The organism is uncultured Aquimarina sp. (assembly GCF_947496855.1).
Classification (GTDB): domain Bacteria; phylum Bacteroidota; class Bacteroidia; order Flavobacteriales; family Flavobacteriaceae; genus Aquimarina.
In genome coordinates, this window is sequence record NZ_CANMED010000001.1 from 598,688 (window position 1) to 617,886 (window position 19,199).

The 19,199-nt window shown below is 33.2% G+C and carries 11 protein-coding genes; 9 read left to right on the top strand and 2 right to left on the bottom strand.

Translation table 11 applies throughout. The features are described from left to right. Positions 1 to 15 precede the first annotated feature (15 nt). From Q0921_RS02630 to Q0921_RS02655, 6 genes are read left to right on the top strand one after another with little or no spacing between them, the layout of a single operon-like run. Complete coding sequence (locus tag Q0921_RS02630) at positions 16 to 1,341, top strand: lysine N(6)-hydroxylase/L-ornithine N(5)-oxygenase family protein (RefSeq protein WP_299252859.1); 1,326 nt, start codon at positions 16 to 18, stop codon at positions 1,339 to 1,341. After that, a complete protein-coding gene (locus Q0921_RS02635; RefSeq protein ID WP_299252862.1) occupies positions 1,338 to 2,522 on the top strand; it encodes an MFS transporter in 1,185 nt (394 codons plus the stop codon). The genes Q0921_RS02630 and Q0921_RS02635 overlap by 4 nt, the downstream gene beginning before the upstream one ends. Before the next feature lie 9 nt (positions 2,523 to 2,531). Then, positions 2,532 to 4,979, top strand: coding sequence for a GNAT family N-acetyltransferase (locus tag Q0921_RS02640; protein ID WP_299252865.1), 2,448 nt, complete (start codon positions 2,532 to 2,534; stop codon positions 4,977 to 4,979). A 12-nt stretch (positions 4,980 to 4,991) separates the two neighbouring features. Beyond that, positions 4,992 to 7,436 (top strand): GNAT family N-acetyltransferase, encoded by a 2,445-nt coding sequence (locus Q0921_RS02645; protein ID WP_299252868.1) that lies wholly within the window; start codon positions 4,992 to 4,994, stop codon positions 7,434 to 7,436. Between the two features lie 18 nt (positions 7,437 to 7,454). Continuing rightward, positions 7,455 to 8,573 (top strand): heparan-alpha-glucosaminide N-acetyltransferase domain-containing protein, encoded by a 1,119-nt coding sequence (locus Q0921_RS02650; RefSeq protein WP_299252871.1) that lies wholly within the window; start codon positions 7,455 to 7,457, stop codon positions 8,571 to 8,573. Positions 8,574 to 8,577: 4 nt separating this feature from the next. Next, positions 8,578 to 9,405, top strand: coding sequence for a crotonase/enoyl-CoA hydratase family protein (locus Q0921_RS02655; RefSeq protein ID WP_299252874.1), 828 nt, complete (start codon positions 8,578 to 8,580; stop codon positions 9,403 to 9,405). Between the two features lie 7 nt (positions 9,406 to 9,412). Here Q0921_RS02655 and Q0921_RS02660 read toward each other — a convergent pair whose 3' ends face one another. Beyond that, entirely contained in the window at positions 9,413 to 10,426 is a 1,014-nt protein-coding gene (locus tag Q0921_RS02660) for a helix-turn-helix transcriptional regulator (RefSeq protein ID WP_299252877.1), read from the bottom strand. 113 nt (positions 10,427 to 10,539) lie between these two features. On the opposite strand from Q0921_RS02660, the gene Q0921_RS02665 reads away from it, so the two are divergent. The 3 genes from Q0921_RS02665 to Q0921_RS02675 all read left to right on the top strand — a co-directional run bounded on the left by Q0921_RS02665 (position 10,540) and on the right by Q0921_RS02675 (position 15,620). Continuing rightward, positions 10,540 to 12,912, top strand: coding sequence for a TonB-dependent receptor (locus Q0921_RS02665; protein ID WP_299252880.1), 2,373 nt, complete (start codon positions 10,540 to 10,542; stop codon positions 12,910 to 12,912). Between the two features lie 30 nt (positions 12,913 to 12,942). Continuing rightward, entirely contained in the window at positions 12,943 to 14,253 is a 1,311-nt protein-coding gene (locus Q0921_RS02670) for a DUF4374 domain-containing protein (protein ID WP_299252883.1), read from the top strand. 191 nt (positions 14,254 to 14,444) lie between these two features. Beyond that, positions 14,445 to 15,620, top strand: coding sequence for a PepSY domain-containing protein (locus Q0921_RS02675; protein ID WP_299252886.1), 1,176 nt, complete (start codon positions 14,445 to 14,447; stop codon positions 15,618 to 15,620). Between the two features lie 321 nt (positions 15,621 to 15,941). Here Q0921_RS02675 and Q0921_RS02680 read toward each other — a convergent pair whose 3' ends face one another. After that, entirely contained in the window at positions 15,942 to 19,193 is a 3,252-nt protein-coding gene (locus Q0921_RS02680; protein WP_299252889.1) for a glycosyl hydrolase, read from the bottom strand. Positions 19,194 to 19,199 lie beyond the last annotated feature (6 nt).

The window sequence follows — 19,199 nt, forward strand, 5'->3', positions numbered from 1 at the left end:
ATAGACAGCAAAATGATGAATAAAGATATAATAGATTTTGTAGCCATAGGAGTGGGGCCGATGAATTTGGGATTAGCATGTTTAACCAATCCTATCGCCGAATTGGACGGAGTTTTTTTAGATAAAAGAGAAAAATTTGATTGGCATCCAGGTATGATGCTTCAGGATACCACACTTCAGATTCCTTTTATGGCCGATTTAGTAACACTAGCGGATCCAACCAATCCTTTTAGTTTTCTAAATTACCTAAAGGAGGAAGGACGCATATACTCATTTTATATTCGAGAAAATTTCCTGGTATTACGTAATGAGTATAATAAATATTGTAAATGGGCCATTCAGAAGTTATCCAATATTCATTTTCGGACAGAGGTTAATGAAATTTTCTATAATCAAGAGGAAAAATATTATACAATCTTTTCAAAGTGCTCTCAAAAAAACGAACAAAAAGTATACAAAACCCGGAAATTAATCTTGGGAACAGGAACACAACCTTATGTTCCTAATTGTTGTAAAGATTTAAAAGGAAAAGCTATTCATTCTTCGGCTTACCTTCCAAGTAAAGAACAACTACAATCCAAAAAATCGATAACCATATTGGGTAGTGGACAAAGTGCTGCAGAAATTTTTTATGATCTTTTACAAGATATTGATTCCAGAGAATATGAACTCAATTGGATCACAAGATCGCCAAGGTTTTTTCCTTTGGAATATTCAAAACTTACTTTAGAAATGACGTCTCCGGAGTATGTAGATTATTTCTATAACCTTCCATCAAATAAAAGGGATGAATTGATTAGAAATCAAAAGCATTTATACAAAGGAATCAATCAGGACCTACTTGCAAATATTTTCGATCTAATCTATACGAAACGGTTACAAAATGATGTAAAAATAAATCTAAGAACCAATTCGGAACTTCAAAAAACTGTATATGACCAAGCACTTGATACGTTTAATTTAGAACTTCATCAAACTGAACAGGATAAATATTTCGGATATCAAACTGAAGGATTGGTACTAGCCACCGGTTATGAGTATCAACAACCTAATTTCATAGAAGGTATTAGGGATGTAATTAGATGGGATGAAAAAGGCAGATACAATGTGCACCGCAATTATGCTATAGACCAAAAGGGTACAGATATTTTTGTACAGAATGTTGAATTACACACCCATGGTTTTGTTACTCCAGATTTGGGAATGGCAGCTTATCGAAACTCATATATCATCAAAGAACTTACGGGAACAGATTATTATCCGTTAGAAAAAAGAATTGCTTTCCAACAATTTGAAGTTAAAGAAGAAGAAGAAATTAAGAGAGAAGCATCTGTATTATGAAAAAACTTCTAATCATAATGACTTTGGTAGCAGTAATAAGTGATTACTTGTTACACCCTTTTTATCCGCAATTTTTCGAAGCTCGGTTTGGAGTAACAGATCCAGAGTGGGTTGGGTATTATTTCGCAGCGATCTGTTTTATGGTGATGATTTCATTTCCATTTTGGGCATATATTTCTAAAAAAGTAGCAGAGCTAAACATATTAGTATATACCCAGTTAATAGCAGGAATATTCGCTCTATTTTGTTATTGGACAAACTCTTATATCAATTTCTGGATCATCTCATTAGTAATGATTTTATTTAAAGGGAGTTATCTTTTGGTATATCCGTATATACTAAAACTAATTACCAAAAAAGAACATTCTGGTACTATTGGATTATTATCTGTAGTAGTACACTTAGGTGGAATTTTAGGGGCAGTCATTGGCGGTTTAGTCGTTGATCTTATCGATGCCAGTTATATCTTTCTAATTATGGCACTTGGTGATTTTATCCAAATGTTTATGAGTATATATCTAATAAGAAGTGATAAGTATAATACTTCGGTATCTCCAGAAGAAGAAGCATTTATAGATCAAGTGGATAAAAAAATGATCCCTAAAAGATTTATTCTCAAAATAGGGTTAATCACTATGATTTTGTATTTCAGTGATTTTTTAATAAGACCTTTTTTCTCAACCTATTGGGAGCATATTTCTGTCTATGACTCTAAGCTTATTTCAGGTACTATTTATGCAATACCCGGTTTTGTCGCCCTAATCGCCTTATGGATGAACTTCAGAAGAAAATCAACGAATACTAATTTCCAAGGAATTATACCGGTATTACTTCTTGGAACTATTGGTTTATTATTACAAGGTGTTCCTTTTGAAGTTTTTGTAATTATTGGAAGAGTCATTTATGGATGGGCAATCTTTCTGGGTGTGGTAAAATTCGACGTACTACTATTCGAATTAAGTACACCAGAATCATATGCTATCGACTATAGTAAAGTACATTTCTTTCAGAATTTAGGAGTATTAGTTTCTTCTTTTTCAGTTGGACTATTGGTAGATAATCATGGGTTACAGGTTCCATTTATAGTAGCTTTAGTTGGATTTATCATCACGCTATTACTTTACTATTTCATTTTCAAAATAGCCATAAAAAACACTTCAAAAGTATTAGCAAAAACATAAAAACTCTTAATGAAAAATTCAAAAGAGAATATAGCACACGAATATCATACACTTTTTACTAAATCTTTTGATGGTTTTGGGGATATCGATATTCGGCTTTTCAGAATCACAGAAGATAGTGAATTACTGTACCAATGGATAAACCTTGATTATGCTGTTTTTTGGGGTATGAAAGGAAGTAATTTACAAGAAGTTCGACAAGAATATGCTAGGTTAATGCAGCCTGATCATTATGATATTTTTGTAGGTATATTTCAAGATCAACCTGTTTTTGTATTAGAACGATACAATCCAAAATTTGATCATATTGGGGAATTATATCCTGTACAAAATGGTGATTGTGGTATTCATATTATTGTGGCTCCTCCAGAAATTAGAATTCCGAATTTCACTTGGTATTTATTTAATGCAATCATGGATTTTATCTTTCAGGATTCTGATGTGCATAAAATTTTAGTAGAACCTGATATACGTAATAAAAAAATGTTCGCTTTATGTCAACGTATCGGGTTTCAATTAGATAAGATAGTAGAATTACCGAATAAGACTGCCCAATTGGCTTTTTTAACCAAAGATCAATATCAACTAACAACCTCAATTTCAAAAATTAATAAACGCAGCGCAATGAATACACTAGATAATGCCGTTTCGCCCCAACAATCTGTTGCTCATTTACAAACCGAAGTTTGGGTGAAAGCAAATACACTTTTAGTAGCAAAAGCTATTGGTGAATTTAGCCATGAACTTTTAATCAAACCTATCATATTAGAACAGCATACTGATGGTTGGAATAGCTATATATTAAAAACAGATAACCCTACAATTCAATATCAATTTAATGCTAAACCACTTGCTTTAAATCATTTGTGGATTGATAAAGAATCAATTAAAAAATATGAAGAAAGCGAATCTATTATTTTGGATGCTATATTGTTCATTAAAGAATTTAGAAAACAATTAGGTATCAAAGGTAATCAGATGCCAATATATCTTGAAGAAGTTATTAGTACCTTATATGGGAGTGCTTTTAAATTCTTAAAAGGGAACCCAACATCTAAGGAACTAGTTAATGCTGATTTTCAAACCATAGAGCAATCCATGACCGAAGGTCATCCTGGATTTGTAGCCAACAATGGTCGTATCGGTTTCGATAGCAGTGATTATAGGTCGTATGCACCAGAAGCAGGAAATTCTTTTTCACTATTATGGTTGGCAGGACATAAAAGTAGAGCAGTATATGCCGCTACGTCTGAACTATCGTATGATACTTTAATACAACAAGAACTAGATAATGATACGATAGCCTCATTTGAAGCGATTATAAAAAATAAAGGTTTAAATCCAGATGATTATTTCTTTATCCCTATGCATCCGTGGCAATGGTTTAATAAGTTAGCCAACATATTTTCACCAGAAATTGCTTTAGGAAATCTAATCTGTTTGGGTTACGGTCCAGATCAATACCTTGCTCAACAATCGGTGCGTACATTATTCAATAGTACAAACCCTGAAAAATTCTATACTAAAACTGCACTCTCTATTTTGAATATGGGCTTTATGCGCGGACTTCCGTTATACTATTTGGGTACTGCTCCTAAAATGGCGGTTTGGTTAGAAGAATTACTTTATAAGGATTCCTATATTCAAGAAACAGGATTTAGAATGTTGGGAGAAGTTGCTTCAGTAAGTTATGTGAACCCATATTTTGAAGAATTTGGAGTTCATAATGATTACAATAAGATGCTAGCTTCTCTTTGGAGAGAAAGTCCGACGGCAAATATCAAAGAAAGCCAGCAACCTATGACTATGGCGGCATTTCTTCATATTGATCATAACAATGAAGCTTTATTGCCAAAAATCATTAAAAAATCAGGCTTAATTATAGAAGATTGGTTGAGCTTGTATTTAAAAGCCTATCTGAGTCCATTATTGCATTGTTTCTATCATTTTGATTTGGTGTTTATGCCTCATGGAGAGAACATCATAATGATTTTAGAAAATCACATTCCTGTGAAGGTTTTTATGAAAGATATTACAGAAGAAGCTTGTATTTTAAATCCTGATGTTGAGCTACCAGAATATCTCAAACGTATGTATGTTCCTGTTCCCGAAGATGTGAAATTACTTTCCATTTTTACAGATATTTTTGATGGTTTTTTCAGGTTTATGGGACACATTTTAGAAGAATATGCGGATTTTTCTGAAAAGAGATTCTGGAAAACTATAGCAGAGAATATTCAGGCATATCAAGATCGTTATCCGGAAAAAGAAGCAAAATTTAAACAATATGATTTGTTTGCTCCAGATTTTCATTTGTCCTGTTTGAACAGACTCCAACTGAATAATCACAAGCAAATGATTGATCTCGATGACCCCGTTGCTTTACTTCAGTTTGCTGGGAAATTAGAAAATCCAATAACAGCTTTTAAAAAAGATAGTGTTAAAGTAGTTTCTTGATTAGATAATAGTATGAATGAAAATAGAACCATATCAAATCTTGTGTTTTCTAGAACTATCAAAGAGTTTGGTAAGATACGCATACATCGATTAGATCTTAATAAAGATATAGCAATCATCCACGAGTGGGTAACCCAATCGTACGCCAGTTATTGGGGAATGATAAACAAAACTTTAGAAGAAGTATATTCAGAATATAGAAAACTGGTTGCGACTCCCAACTATGAGGTATTCATAGGAGTTTATAAGAATGAGCCTATTTTCTTAATGGAAAAATACAAAGCTTCAGAAGATCGGATTTCAAATTACTATAATGTAAAAGATACTGACTATGGGATGCACATTTTGATCGCTCCTCCAGAAAAAAGAATTCACGGTTTTACCTGGAATATATTCAGTACGGTATTAGAATATTTTTTCGAACAACCTCACGTTGGTAGAATAGTTGTAGAGCCTGACATTCGTAATGAAAAGATACATAAACTGAATAAAAAAGCAGGATTCAAATATCTAAAAGAAATTGAATTACCTGAAAAAAAAGCTGCATTGGCTTTTTGTGAATTAGATAATTACAGAGAAGCCAAAAAATTACTGCTATTAGCATGGAAATCTATGAAAAATGACACAATAACTAATTTCGAATCCAAGTTGACTATGGAACATCTTAATCCAGAATCATGGAAAAAGGCAAATATAGCTTTGGTAAAAAAAGCAATTAGTGAATTTTCTCACGAATTAGTTTTGCAACCCAAACGAATTGGAGATAGCGATCGTTTCCTCTTGACTTCAGATACATCGGAAGTGACTTATGAGTTTATAGCTCAAAAAAGAGCCTTGGATCATTGGGATATTGAGGAAGCCTCTATTATAAAAAAAGTGAATGATACACCTGTTGCCATAAACGCTTTACAATTCATTATTGATTTTGTATATACATTAGGAATTCCAAAACACTTATTATCAGTATACTTAGAAGAGGTTTCCAGCACATTATCCAGTATTTGTTATAAGTACTCGCATCAAGAATTTTCTTCTCCTGAATTGGTTAATAGTTCTTTTCAGGTTATCGAACACGCAATGACCGAAGGGCACCCTTGTTTTGTAGCTAATAATGGTAGAATTGGTTTTAACAATGAAGATTATGCCAAATATGCCCCCGAAACTAACCAACCTTTTAAAATTTTTTGGTTAGCAGGACACAAAAGTAAAGCGACATATACGGCTGTAGAAAAATTTGAATACGAAAATGTAATCCATAAAGAATTAGGCATTGTGACTATTACAAAGTTCCATAACAAGCTTCAATCTTTGGGTCTGGATATGGAATCCTTTGTTTTTATTCCAGTACATCCCTGGCAATGGAAGAATAAAATTTCTCAAGTATTTGCGGCTGACATTGCTAACCATATGCTTGTGTTTCTAGGAGAAGGAGAAGATTATTATAGCGCCCAACAGTCTATTCGTACGTTATACAACACTTCTCATCCTGAAAAAATGTATACAAAAACAGCGCTATCTATTTTGAATATGGGCTTTATGCGAGGACTTTCTCCGTATTATATGCAAAGTACTCCTGAGATTACTCGGTGGATTAATAATCTATTAGAGAAAGATCACTATATAAAAGAAACTGGATTTACCATGCTTGGTGAGGTTGCTACAGTTGGTTTCCAAAACACATATTATGAAGTATTGGGTAAAACCAATCCGTATAACAAAATGTTGTCAGCTTTGTGGAGAGAAAGCCCACATACCAAAACCAAGAATGGACAGGAATTGATAACTATGGCATCTTTTCTTCATATAGACAATGATGGAAATTCATTATTGGCAGAGTTTATCAAACAATCACCGTTTGATACAAATACATGGCTTCGTAAATATTTACACGCATACCTAAGTCCTTTGTTGCATTGTTTTTATGCGCATGAATTGGTATTCATGCCTCACGGAGAAAATATTATCATGGTCATGGAGAACCACACTCCTGTAAAGATCCTGATGAAAGACATTACAGAAGAAATTATTGTTTTTTATTTAGACCAAGACATGCCAGAAAAAGTAAAAAGGTTGTATACAAATACATCTGACAAGATGAAAGTATTGACTTTGTTTACTGATGTGTTTGACTGCTTTTTTCGGTTCCTGTCTACCATTTTGGAAAAACACTTAGGATTTCCTGAAGATTTGTTCTGGGAACTGGTTTCCGAATGCATACACCTATATCAGTTTCGACATCCGGAATTGACATCAAAATTTGAAAGATATGATCTTTTCGTTCCAGAGTTTGATCGCTGTTGCCTCAATCGATTACAACTTAAAAACACACAACAAATGTTAAATCTTGCAGATCCTATGGAGAGCTTGATTCTAGAAGGGACATTACAAAATCCTATCGCAAAATTTAAAGATTTAAAAATGAATAATAGGAAGTTCGAACTCATAAAAGACAACTAAACATTCAAAAAAAATCATATGTTAACAGTAAAACCAAATAGAATTTTAGCCATAGATCTTGCAAGAGGTATAAGTGTATTACTGGTAATTATCGTACACACGTTATGGATTTATGGAGATATTACGACACAATCAGAAACTTGGTTAGGTTCCGTAGTGCATTTTATAGGAAAAGGAACTCCTATGTTTTTAATCGCAATGGGAGTATCCTTTACACTATCTCGTAATCAAAGTATATTTTTATCTATTAAAAGGGCATTTTATATTTTAGGTATTGGATATTTAATGAACTTTTTAAAGTTTGTACTTCCAGTTCTTTTAGATATAATACCTGATAATTTTATAGCAGCATATGGGTGGACAACCCCTGTGACCTTTGATAATATGATTTATATGCTAGGAACTGGAGATATACTTCAATTAGCAGGAGTCTCTTTATTATTTATGGGATTGATTAATAAACTATCTAAAAATAAATATATACCCCTAATTATTGCTCTTTGCATCACGCTTTTGACCAAAGAAGTACACGGGTTTCGAATAGGCATTATAGGAATAGATTATTTGTTAGATCTGTTGTGGGGAGCTGATTGGAATGTGTATTTCGCAGTATTTCCATGGTTTTCTTTTATACTAATTGGGATGTTTTTTGGAATGTGGTATAAAGAAAAAAATAGAAGTTCTAATTATTTGTTTCGTAGCATGTTAATAGCGGGGATTACATTAATGCTTATTGGAGGTGGATTATGTTATTATAATTTCGAGTATCATTTTGGAGATTACTTCCATCTTGGTCCAGGAGGAACATTGTACTTAGCTGGATTCAATCTTGTATTGCTATGGATTGCACAATTATTAGTAACAAGGGTTAAAGAAAATAATATCTTTAGGTTCCTGTATTATTGTAGTATGCGAGTAACTACAATTTATATTATTCAATGGGTAGTTATTTGCTGGGGGATGAGCGTTTTCGGATACCAACAATTTGGTGTCACAGCTGTACTTCTATTAATTCCCTTTTATATTTTGTTGACCTTGGGAGTTCAAAGGTTTGGGTTAGATATGTTATTTTTTAATCTAAAATCAAAAAAACAAACACGAATAGCCAAAGAACCCATAGTTATATCAAAATCTTAAAATTATGAGACAATTTAATTGTGTATCCGTAGCATATTTTAAAAAAGAAGAACTTTTACTGTGGAAAATTAGAGATACTGGAATGCCTAATTTTTGTTTACAAGGTCTGCAGGAATTTCGAGAGTTTTGTACTTGGGTAAAAGAATACTTTTTACATCCTGATAGACCTCTAAAATTTATTGTTTCGGGATCAGAACATTCAGGAATTTATAATATGGGAGGTGATCTTACCTATTTTTTGGATAGTATTAAAACTGATAATGTTTCTAAATTAAGAACATATGCACATTTATGTATCGATGCTATTTATAATATGTACAACTCTTTTGGATTACCCGTTATTACAATTGCATTAGTAGAAGGTAATGCTTATGGTGGCGGGTTTGAATGTGCGCTGGCACATGACTTTATCATTGCAGAAGAAGGAGCACAGTTTTGTTTACCAGAAAACAAATTTAATTTGTTTCCCGGAATGGGTGCACACAGCTTATTAATGCGTAAGCTAAGTACGATGGATGCAGATGTGTTGATAAGAAGCGGAAATGTTCAGAAAGCCAAGTATTTACAAACTTTAGGCCTTATCGAATATATCAGTAAGAAAGGCAATGCTATTCCCGAATTATACAGGTTTACTAAATCAATAACAGAAAAGTTTAATTTTGAATATCATCATATTCAATGTAAAAAGCTAATCAATCCGCTATCAAAAAACGAACTATTAGAAATAACCAACCTTTGGGTAAACGCTTGTATGCAAATTGAAAAATTTGACTTGCGAAAAATGGAAATTTTAATAAATGCTCAATATAGAAAAGTTAAAATCGTGAGTTAAATTATTCTTATTCATTTTCTGAGGTACTTCTATATTTTTTTGGAGTAATTCCTTCTATTTTCTTAAAAGCAGCTGTAAAATGTGTTGAGTTTTTGTAACCTACCAATTCCGAAATTTCATAAATAGGTTTTTTACTATGAAGTAATAATTGTCTTGCCTTATCCATTCTAAGTTCGATAGCATATTCGAAAATAGTTTTACCAAATAAAATTTTGAACTCTTTTTTTAACACAAAATCATTCAATCCAATTTGTCTTGATAATTGATGGATAGAATGTTGTATAGATAGGTCAGAAGAGATAAAATGCTGTACTTTATATAATTTCTTAATTAAATTATCAGACGGTGAAGCATTTATTGATTTAGTATTTACTGATTTGGTTTCTAATTTTAGTGCCACTAGTTCTAGGACCTTAGACTCTAGGAACAATCTTTTTAATAATCCTTTTCGCTTATCTGTCAGAATCTCAGAAAGTATATCCTGCGTCTTTGTACATAGAGGCTTTAAACAATTATCTTGATGTTTTAGTAAAGAATAATTCTCCAAAACATTATAAGCTTCATTAAGTTTATGTCTTTTAATAAAATCATTACTCATTCTAATTTTAACCTCTTTAAGTCGTTTTCTTTTATGATATGAGATACTACCTTTAATGTTTGTTAAATATAAAAAGTAACATTCCTGACTTTCATAAATTAAATCTTTAGCAATACCGTTGATTTTAATAATTTGCTCTCCTTCAATAAGGAAAGACATTTCTAAGAAGTCATTGTGTAATTCTCCTTCTAACTTCAAATCTTCTTTTAGTATTACGTCCAAAATTATAATTGATAGCCCTTCGAATTGATGTACTTGAAAGAATCCTATTCCAAACTGCTTCAAAAACTGATGTTTTTTTGAAGTGATACCACATTGTTCATAAGATGTTACCTGTTCTGAAACAGCATATAAAGTACCTATCCTTTTCTTTTTAGTTATTTCGGTTTTAAACGACGTTTTTTCTCGTCTTTTTTTATCCATAATGCGTCATTTTTCTCTACTCTTAGATACTAATTTTGCGTTTTAATTTTATTTAGACTAATTATAAATAATATATTTCAAGCCGCTAAAATAAATAAAAAATCTTACAGTCAATGGTTATTTTAAAAAGAAAAAACAGTGTCTTTTTATTGTTTTTAGTTACGCTTTTTTGTCAAGGACAGGGGATCATACAAGGCATAATTGTGGATCAAAATGCGCATCCTATATCAGGAGCTTCTGTTAGCGTAGTTGAACTAAAAAACATAGGGACGAGCAGTGATATTGATGGAGAATTTAAGCTTCGTATTCCAAATGGATCCTATACATTGGAAACAAGTTACATCGGTTTTCAAACCTTATTGTATTCTATTACTGTTGGATCATCAGCAGAAACAAACGTACACATCATTTTAAAAGAAAATATAGAAGAATTAAATGATGTTATCATTAAAAGTAAAACAGTTGCACAGAAGACTAAAGAAAAAGCTTTTGAAGTAGAGATTATAGAAACCAAAGGATTAAAAAATAGTAGTATAGATATAAATGCTGTTTTAACCACAATACCTGGAGTAAATATCAGACAAAGAGGAGGATTAGGGGCTGCTTTTGATTTTTCTTTAAATGGGTTGTCTGGCAAACAAGTAAAGTTTTTTATCGATGGTATCCCATTAGAAAATTTTGGTAGTTCCCTGTCACTTAATAATTTTCCTGCTACACTTGTAGAAAGAGCAGAAGTATATAAAGGAGTAGTTCCTATTTATTTGGGAGCAGATGCACTAGGTGGTGCAATAAATATTATTACAAATAAACGTAAAGTAGATTTTCTGGACGCCTCTTATGACGTAGGTTCATTTAATACCCATCGCGCCACAATTAACGGTCAGTATTATGGTAAAAAAGGATGGATGTTTCAGTTGTCTTCATTTTATAACCATTCTGACAACAACTATACTATCGATGACATTGAAGTAAGAGATGAATTAGGTAATGACACTGGTATTCGTAGAGATAATGTAGAACGATTCCATGACGCTTATAATTCTCAAATGGTACGTCTACAAACTGGATTCGTTGATAAGTCATATGCAGATCGATTGCTTGTAGGTTTTACTGCATCTGCTAACGAAAACGAAATCCAACATCCGATTGATCCACAAAATCCATTTGGAGAAGTTTTTAGTGAAAATAATATTATTTCTGGTTCAATAGAGTTCGAAAAAAACAATCTTTTTAAAGAAAAACTAAAGCTGAAAATTTATGGCTCCATTACACAAAACAACGAAAGAGTAGTAGATACTTCTTCTAGAAAATACGACTGGTTTGGTAATTTTATAGAACGTGGTGATCAAACCCTTGGAGAATTTGAAGCTAGTAAAACACTATTTGAGTTTAAAGATAATTTACACTTAATTAATGCATTGGCTACATATACTTTTAATGAATCACATTCATTAAGTTTTAACTATACCAAAAATTACATTCGTAGAAAAGGAGAAGATGTTGCTAGAATAGGAAGAATTGCATTTCAGGATCCTCACATAGTTAACAAAAATATACTAGGCCTTTCTTATGACATCAACTTGCTGGAGGATAGATGGAATACCTCCATTTTTTCTAAAGGATATGTGCTAAACTCAGAAGGGATCGTTGAAGATCTATTTACGAACATAGAAGAAGAAAGGTTTACACAATTCGAAAACAATTTTGAAGAATTAGGATATGGTTTTGCTACAACCTATAAAGTACTTGACAACTTTCAAATCAAGAGTTCTTTCGAAAGAACATTTAGGATTCCGGAAGGTTATGAAGTGTTAGGAGATGGTTTTTTATTGAAATCAAATCCAACTCTTTTGCCAGAGGAAAGTTACAATGCCAATCTAGGAGCACTTTTCAACACAGCTATTAATGATTTCAAACTCCAGATAGATACTAATCTATTTTTTAGAGCATCTGAAAATTTTATAGCCATTAGATCAGAAGGTATATTCTCCAGATTCTACAATACTGCTGATGCTAGAAGTACAGGTGTAGAAGGTGAGATAAAAATTCTATATGATAGCTTTTTTTTAAATCTAAATGCTACATATCAAAATATAGTTGATAGAAATGCTGGACAAAATGCCGGTGTAACTTTTTTAAGAAACCAGCGGATAGCAAATATTCCTTATTTGTTTGGAAATGCTAATATCGGAGGAAGATTTGAAAACATATTTTCCCTAAAAGATCAAGTTAATGTTTCCTGGAGCACATATTATGTTCATGACTATCCGCTTACATCTTTTGTAGAAGGCAATCCAGAAGATAGAGATATTATACCAGAACAGATTTCACATAATCTAGAACTAGGGTACTCTTTTAAAGATGGGCGATATAATATATCTGCTTTAGCTAGAAATATTACGGATGCTAAAATCTTTGACAATTTCGAAATTCAACAACCAGGAAGAGCTTTCTATATCAAACTAAGATATTATATATCAAACTAAAATAATTTTTAATATCAAAAATCATATACAATGAAAACAATACAAAGGATAAAAAACGTAATACTACTTTTAGCCATAATAACCTTAACAATATCCTGTAATAGCGATGACAACGGAGGGACAATTATAGATCCGGAACCAACAACAATATCCAAATATGTAGTTGGATTTCAAGCTTTTCCTGTTGGACAGGCTAGTCCTGCGGAATATATTCTAGACTTACCATCGCTAGAATCATTAACTACAGGAGAAATTTCAGTAGAAGGACAAGGAATTCCATTAAGAGGTTGGAGATTTTTTCATAGTGCTGGCAATACTGTATTCACAGCAGGGTATTCTGACGATGATAAATGCATAGCATATCAGTTAGACGAAAATGGAGCACTAACGGAAAAAGCAAACTTCGCTTTTCAATCTACTTTAGATAACTATGCGGCTTTAGATGATGATACATTACTTGCTGTAGAATTAACTTATGGAGGACTTTCTGATAAGCGTTTTCATTTTATAAATGCTAAAACTGGTTTGTTAGAAAAAATTGTAGAACATCCTATCGATATTGATATGGGAAGTGGTACTGTAGAAGATCCAGGTTCAATTCCATGGGTTACTGGTATGATACTTAGAGATAACAAGTTATTTGTTTCGTATCACAAATGGTTAGCAGATGGATCATACATTACTCCAGATGTGGATCGTGCTTATGTAGCCATATTCCAATATCCTGAAATGGAACTTGAAAAAATAATCGAAGATGATAGAACAAGTCCTATTGGTGTAAACGGTCATAGTACTGGTATTGAAAAAACAGAAAACGGCGATATTTATTCTTTTTCCACTTCGGCATTAAGTGCTGGTTTTACGGCAGCTTCAAAACCTTCAGGAATTTTGAGAATTAATAATGGAGCTACAGAGTTCGATACCAATTATTTCTTCAATGTCGAAGAAGCGACCAATGGAGGAAAGCTATTTTGGATGGATTATGTTGGCAATGGAAAAGCTATCGCTAGAATTATCGTTGACGATAACATTGGAGCTTGGGGAGTCTTTAAAGAGCAAGGAGAGTTCTTTAAGCTAGTTGTTATTGATTTGATTAATAAAGAAATAAAAGATGTTAGCGGAATTCCAATACATGCAAATAGATATACCTCACCGATGTTTGTAGAAGATGGAAAAGTATATCTAAGTGCTAGAACCGGACCTGCTATTGGAAATAATGGCGAAAACGCTGATCTCGGAGAAACTCACGTTTATATCGTTGACACGGAAACTGCTACTGCTACTAAAGGAGCAAAAGTTCTTGGATTAGCTTTAAAAGGTGTTTTCAAAATAAGTAACTAAATCAACTATTATTAATATGGGGACTGAAAACATTGAAATTTTAGTTCTGTTGCGCAAAGCCCAATTATCGTATTCAGAATAAGCAAAGTCAAAAAGTATTGGAAAGTGCATGTGTTTTGTTTATTGAGTTTGTTTAAAATTATAAGAAATAGATAATGGTTTTTAGTTCCCATTTATATCCAAGCCTATAAATGACAAGAAAAAAGAGAAATAATACACGTAAAATAATTTTACAACTCCATAAAATATTAGGATTAGTTACTGGTCTAGTACTTTTTATTGTTTCTATTACCGGTTGTTTGTGGGTTTTTAAAGAAGAAATAGAAGGATTCTATGATGATTATAAATATGTAGATGTTGAAAAAAAAGAATTCATAAAATCATCTACAGTAAAACATATTGCAGAAGAGGTAATACCTAATAGAACCATTCACGGAGTCATTTATGGTGCCTCAAACGAAGCTGTAGAGGTTGTTTTTTATGAAGCTGAACCAGAGGTGTTTTATCATAGTGTGTTCTTAAATCCATATTCAGGTGATTTTATTAAAAGGTTAGATAATGATGCTGGATTTTTTGGTTTTATATTAAGAGGGCATCTACGATTATGGTTACCAGATGCTATTGGTTCTAGAGTAGTATCTTATTCTATTTTAGTATTTCTGATTATAGTAGTAAGTGGACTTTTTCTTTGGTGGCCTAGAAATAAGAAAAATTGGCGTCAGCGATTAAAATTCGATTGGAATAATAAAACAAGATGGAAGCGTAAAAATTTCGACCTTCATACTGTTACAGGATTCTACATATCATCTTTTGGGTTGATCCTTGCTTTTACCGGTTGTGTAATGGCTTTTAACTGGTTCTATTTTATTACTTATAAAGCCACTGGCGGAGATAAAGATCCTAGATTTGTAATTCCAGAAAGCGAGCAAATGATATCCTCAACTGTGACATCTAATTATCCATATGACCGATTAATTCCTATGTTAAAAGATGCATATGGAGATGCTCATAACTTGGAATTACATTATCCTGAAAATGATTCTACATCTATTTTGGTTGAAGTAAGTAATTCTAAAAAATTGTATTACAATATGGATTATTTATTCTTCGATCAATATACGCTTAAGGAAATTGAAACTCCTAGTATCTATGGCAAATACAAAGATGCTAAGTTCGCAGATAAGGTCATTCGTATGAATTATGATATCCATATTGGAGCTATTGGAGGAATAACGGGTAAAATTATCGCTTTTTTAGTAAGCCTGATTTGTGCCTCATTACCTATAAGTGGTATCTTACTTTGGTATGGCAGAACGTATAAGAAAAAAATTAAAGAATCAACAAAGGTAATTGTTCTAGAAACATAGTGCACGTTTACTAAAACAATCGTTTTATTTGGCTTTTCTAATCTTGATATTAAATAGTATATCAAATACGGAGTATTCACCATTGTACTATAATGTACTCCGTTATATATTGTTTTGAATCGTTACATTGAGCTTGTAGAATGGGCAGGTGAGGAGAGGTGTTGACTAATCTATTTTATAATTAATTCCAACCATATATTTAGAGACTACTGCTTATTATGCAGTACGTATAGAGTTAATTCATAATCACTAAGTATTTTAAACTATATAAAAAAGAGCTTTAACAGCTCTTTTTTATATAGTTATGTAATTTTTGTTAGTTTAATCATCAATATATGGAGCTCCAGAAGCTTTTAACATGGTTTCTAATTTATCCATAGAATTTTCAATTGCTTTCAATTCATTTTCAGCTTTATTAATCATGGTATTAATAATCTGCATTTGTGTCTTGTTGGTCTCAGTTGGTCCATAGGTAGATCGCTCTAGACTTAAGTAAATAGTGAACATCTTATCACTTACAGATGGCGGATTCTTTTCACCAATTTCTGCTTTGGCCTGATTACCGTAGTAATCCGATTTCAAGCTATTGATTTGATTTCTTATGGTTTCTAATTGTTTTAAAGCTGTTTCTGGATTGGCCCTACTATGCATTAGTGCTTTCTGTAATGCTTTAGTCTTTTTCTCAGCTTTAACTATAGACTGATCAATTGCACTTGCAGTTCTCGAAGCAGCTTCATAATCACGCCAAAAAGCAGAAGTTACTTCTGGTGTTGTTCCTTGTAGCGTATTTTTATAGAGCGGTTTTACCTTAAATTTTACTGGATCATCGAGTTGTTTTATAGTGCTGTTATACGATAAGTACATAGTTACACTATAAGTACCTGGCGCTGCTAACAAACCTCTTAATTCGTCTTCATTAGAACTTTTCATATCGTTTAGACCTATCGGATTATAATTAGGATATCTCAAATCCCAAGCCGTTCTATTAATTCCAGACGTTGCTTCTTTAAAGATGTTACGTATCACCTCACCAGCTTGATTCTTGATCACAAAAACCAGTTGAGGTTTTTGTTCTAACTTTTCGTCTTCTAGAACCTTCCATCCTGGAAAGGGAATGTTCTGATTTTTAATATTCTCTTCTTTTGTTTTACGTTGCTCTTTTTTCAATACTGGAGCTTCTTTAAGATAATAGGTGAGTAGTGCACCAAATTCTGGATTAGGTGCTACAAAATGAGCATCACCTTGACTGCCCTTATTAGCTTCAAAACTGAGTTGAGAACGCTCTATATACCACCAAGCATCACGAATAGGAAACAACTTGCCTTCTGAATTTAAATCTGTTCGGGCGATGTCTCTTAAGGCTGAATAATCATCTAGAATATAAAATCCACGACCAAAAGATGCTGCTACCAAATCATTTTCACGTTTTTGTATGGCTAAATCTCTAAAGGAAATTGTTGGTACGTCGCCTTTTAAAGCGGTCCATTGTTTTCCTTTATCAACTGAAAAGAATAAACCAAATTCTGTTCCTATAAATAATAGATTAGGTGACACATGATCCTGTACTAATCGCCACACCAAATGATTATCCGGAATTGTATTGGTTAAAGACTCCCAGGTTTGTCCTTTGTTAGTACTTTTATATAAATAAGGTTTAAGATCACCATATTTATGATTATCTAAAGCTACGTACACAGTGTTAGCATCATATAAATCGGCTTTGATATCATTGACAAAGGCGGTTGATGGTACACCGGGTAATTGATTCACTTTAATTTGTCTCCAATTTGCACCTCCATTTTCAGTAACATTAATTAAACCATCATCAGTACCAGCATAGAGAAGCCCTTCTTGCTTAGGGGATTCGGAGAGTGACGTAATTGTATTGTAATTAGACATGGCATACACATCCCAAGCATTATCCCAAGATTGTTGTTTTCCCATAATTGGTAAGGTAATACGCTCTTCATTTTTCGTTAAATCTTCAGATATAGCGGTCCAAGAATCGCCTCGATTTTCTGATTTCCAAACACGTTGCGATGCAAAGTAAATTGTAGATGGCTTATGAGGGCTCACAAGTATTGGTGCATCCCAATTAAAACGTTGAATCGCATCCCCCTCCGCAGGTTGTGGCTGTATGTCTATAGCTTCACCAGTTTTCATATCTAAACGCGAGAGCGTTCCTTCTTGACGTTCAGCATATACAATATTTGGATTTCCCGGCTCAGTAGCTGGTTGATGCCCATCCCAATTAAGAATTACGCGCCAATCACTATTTTGTATCCCGTGAATATTATCCGTACGTGATGGACCTCCTTCGGTACTATTGTCTTGAGTACCTCCATAAATATTATAAAATGGTTCGGCATCATCTACTGCCAGTTTATAAAACTGAGTTACAGGCAAGTTTTTAATGTATTTCCAAGATTTGGTTAAATCAAAGGATTCATATAAACCACCATCGGTACCAACAAGCAGGTAATTAGGGTCATTTTTCCTAAACGCTATGGCATGATTATCACCATGTTTGTTTTTTCTATTCATTCTATAGAAAGTCTTTCCGCCATCTTCAGAAATTTGCATGGTATTATCCATGAGATATAAACGATCTTTTTGATGTGGTGAGGCATATAATTCTTGATAGTAATGTGGGCCAGTTCCTCCACTAATAGTATTTGATTGTTTAGACCAAGAGCTTCCGCCGTCTTCAGAGCGATACAATGCTCCTGTTCTACGGTCTAACTCAATAGCTGCATACAAAACATCAGGATTATGCGGAGAAATGGCCAAACCTGTTTTACCCATAGACGTTTTTGGCAAACCATTGGTTAGTTTTTCCCAAGTATCACCGCCATCATCACTACGATATAGTGCCGTACCAGGACCATTACCTATATAAACAGCAACGGTTCTTTGACGTTGCCATGTAGCAGCGTACATACGATCTGGATTTCTAGGATCATATACTAATTCTGTAACACCTGTCCATTTGTCATCACCAAGTGTTTTTACCCAGGTTTTGCCTCGATCTTTACTTTTGTATAAGCCACGCTGACCACCTTTACTCCAAAGAGGTCCTTGCGCGGTTACCCAAACAATATTACTGTTATCGGGGTGAACTCTAACTCGAGAAATATGTTGTGTTTCTTTAAGCCCCATATTGGTCCAAGTTTTTCCACCATCATCACTGCGATAAACACCATCTCCAAAACCCACATGACGTCCACCAACATCTTCTCCTGTTCCTACCCAAATGGTTTCTGGACGGTTAGGGTCTATTGAAACTGTTCCGATAGAGTAGGAGTTCTCCTTATCGAATATAGGTGTCCAAGTAGTCCCAGAATTGATGGTTTTCCATACACCACCTGAGCCTACTGCAACATACCAAATATTTTCATTATGTGGATGAATAGCAATATCAGAGATTCTTCCACTCATAAAGGCAGGACCAATGCTTCGGAGTTTAAGGCCATTAAAAGGATTTTCTATTGTGGTTTTCTCTTGAGCTGAAGTCGTAAAAGCCATTAAAAAGGTTAACATGATAGCGCAAAATGTGCAGGAAAGTGTCTTCATTTTTTA

Bases quoted from the DNA above. Each gene is read 5' to 3' on its own strand.
- Q0921_RS02665 (WP_299252880.1), top strand. From the start codon at position 10,540: ATGGTTATTTTAAAAAGAAAAAACAGTGTCTTTTTATTGTTTTTAGTT.
- Q0921_RS02670 (WP_299252883.1), top strand. From the start codon at position 12,943: ATGAAAACAATACAAAGGATAAAAAACGTAATACTACTTTTAGCCATA.
- Q0921_RS02680 (WP_299252889.1), bottom strand. From the start codon at position 19,193: ATGAAGACACTTTCCTGCACATTTTGCGCTATCATGTTAACCTTTTTA.
- Q0921_RS02635 (WP_299252862.1), top strand. From the start codon at position 1,338: ATGAAAAAACTTCTAATCATAATGACTTTGGTAGCAGTAATAAGTGAT.
- Q0921_RS02640 (WP_299252865.1), top strand. From the start codon at position 2,532: ATGAAAAATTCAAAAGAGAATATAGCACACGAATATCATACACTTTTT.
- Q0921_RS02675 (WP_299252886.1), top strand. From the start codon at position 14,445: ATGACAAGAAAAAAGAGAAATAATACACGTAAAATAATTTTACAACTC.
- Q0921_RS02660 (WP_299252877.1), bottom strand. From the start codon at position 10,426: ATGGATAAAAAAAGACGAGAAAAAACGTCGTTTAAAACCGAAATAACT.
- Q0921_RS02655 (WP_299252874.1), top strand. From the start codon at position 8,578: ATGAGACAATTTAATTGTGTATCCGTAGCATATTTTAAAAAAGAAGAA.
- Q0921_RS02630 (WP_299252859.1), top strand. From the start codon at position 16: ATGAATAAAGATATAATAGATTTTGTAGCCATAGGAGTGGGGCCGATG.
- Q0921_RS02650 (WP_299252871.1), top strand. From the start codon at position 7,455: ATGTTAACAGTAAAACCAAATAGAATTTTAGCCATAGATCTTGCAAGA.
- Q0921_RS02645 (WP_299252868.1), top strand. From the start codon at position 4,992: ATGAATGAAAATAGAACCATATCAAATCTTGTGTTTTCTAGAACTATC.